General features: G+C 59.7%; 2 protein-coding genes. One reads left to right on the top strand and one right to left on the bottom strand.

Going from position 1 to position 1802, the window contains the following annotated elements; all coding sequences use genetic code 11:
- The coding region (locus AFK24_RS21635) for an LLM class flavin-dependent oxidoreductase (protein WP_139110559.1) at positions 1-501 on the bottom strand (501 nt) is incomplete at its 3' end.
- Positions 502-748: 247 nt separating this feature from the next.
- Between AFK24_RS21635 and AFK24_RS21630 the strand changes: the two genes are divergently transcribed.
- A complete protein-coding gene (locus AFK24_RS21630) occupies positions 749-1660 on the top strand; it encodes a LysR substrate-binding domain-containing protein (RefSeq protein WP_065835168.1) in 912 nt (303 codons plus the stop codon).
- The last annotated feature ends 142 nt before the right edge of the window (positions 1661-1802 follow it).

The raw sequence follows: 1802 nt of genomic DNA, 5'->3' as shown, positions 1-1802 counted from the left end.
TTTCTGGATCGGCGGATACAGCGCCTTGGCGTTCTGTACACGCAAGTGCTTGCCTTCGAAATCCACGGCTTCGCCTTGCAGCACCCGACGCCAGATTTGCAGAAACTCGTCAGTGACTTCGTAGCGCTCGCTGTGATCGAGGAAGCTGCCGTCGCCACGGTTTTCGTCCGGGTCGCCGCCGGTCACGACATTGATCAACAGGCGTCCGCCCGACAAGCGATCCAGGGTCGCTGCCATGCGCGCCGACACCGTTGGGGAAATGATGCCCGGACGGATCGCCACCAGGTATTTCAGGCGTTCGGTCAGCGGCACCAGTGCCGAGGCGATCACCCAAGAGTCTTCGCAGGAGCGCCCGGTGGGAATCAAGACGCCGTGGTAACCGAGGTCGTCAGCGGCCTGGGCCACCTGTTTCAGGTAATTCAACGTGACCGGTCGCGCGCCTTTGGTGGTGCCTAGGTAGTGGCCGTCGCCGTGGGTTGGAAGAAACCAGAAAACATCCATGACAAATCCTTTAAGTGTTCGGGCGGGTGCTGTACCTGTTGAACAGCTGTTGCTCAGTCAGCAGTAGGGGTCCAGTTATAAAGCGCCTGGTTTATTCCGCAAAATAACGTATATCCATATTTTTAGATCTTAAAGGTATAACTATCGGGTGCTGGACCCGGAGCGCTGCGGGTTGAAAGCCCTGTGCGCCGCTGTTTGCCTATATCCTCGCCCGATCAACTCCCATCTACTCTTGAGACTTGCGCTCATGCTGCACAAAAATCTTATCCGCCGTCTGGACCTGATTACCCTGCAAGTGTTTGTAGCGGTGCATGAGGAAGGCACCTTGACCCGAGCTGCGGCGCGGGAGGCGATTGCGGTTTCGGCCGCGAGCAAGCGTCTGATGGAGCTTGAGGATGCGCTGGGAATCGGATTGTTTGTGCGCAACGCCAAGGGCATGACCCTCACGGCTGCCGGGGAAACCTTGCTGCATCACGCCCGCCGCATGTTGTTCGACGTGGAAAAGATGGGCATGGAACTGGGCGAACACGTGCAAGGGTTGCGCGGTTACGTGCGCATGCAGGCCAATCTCTCGGCGATTATTCAGTTTCTGCCCGAGGACCTGCATGAGTTCATCGCCTGCCACGCTCAGGTCAAGGTCGATCTGGAAGAGCGGCCCAGCACCGGCGTGGTTCAGGGCGTGATCGATGGCGTCGCGGACATCGGCATCTGTTCTGCCGACACGGACACTCACGACCTGTACAGCGTGCCGTATCGCCGCGACAAACTCGTTGTCGTGATGCGCCCCGATCATCCGTTGGCGCAGCTGGATCAAGTGGCATTCGTCGATACTCTGGACAGCGATCATATCGGCTTGCACGCCGCCAGTTCGATCCATATGCGCACCCAGGCAGCGGCCCGTTCAGCGGGGCGTGTGCTGCGCCTGCGCATCCACGTGCCGGGTTTCGACGCCGTGTGCCGCATGGTTCAGGCCGACATGGGCATCGGCATTTTGCCGCTCAAGGCCTTTGAATTGTTTGGCCGCGCACTTGGCCTCACTGCCGTCGCGCTGAACGACGACTGGTCCGAGCGCACGCTGGTCCTGGTCACTCGCGAGCAGGACGCACTGGCCCCGGTGAGCCGAATGCTGTTTGAGCATTTGCGTGGTCTTGAAAACTGATTGGACCAAGCTGGCTCTTAAACCAATCCGGTAGGAGGGAACTTGTCCCCGAGGCGTAGGGTGGCCGGCGTCATTCGCCTGACCCAGCCCGGTATCTGCGCCAACGCTTTCCCGGACAAGTCCGGTCCTACCGATCCGTGCA

This window comes from Pseudomonas syringae, from assembly GCF_001698815.1.
In the GTDB taxonomy this organism is placed as follows: domain Bacteria; phylum Pseudomonadota; class Gammaproteobacteria; order Pseudomonadales; family Pseudomonadaceae; genus Aquipseudomonas; species Aquipseudomonas syringae_A.
This window is presented reverse-complemented; position numbering and strand designations above follow the sequence as displayed.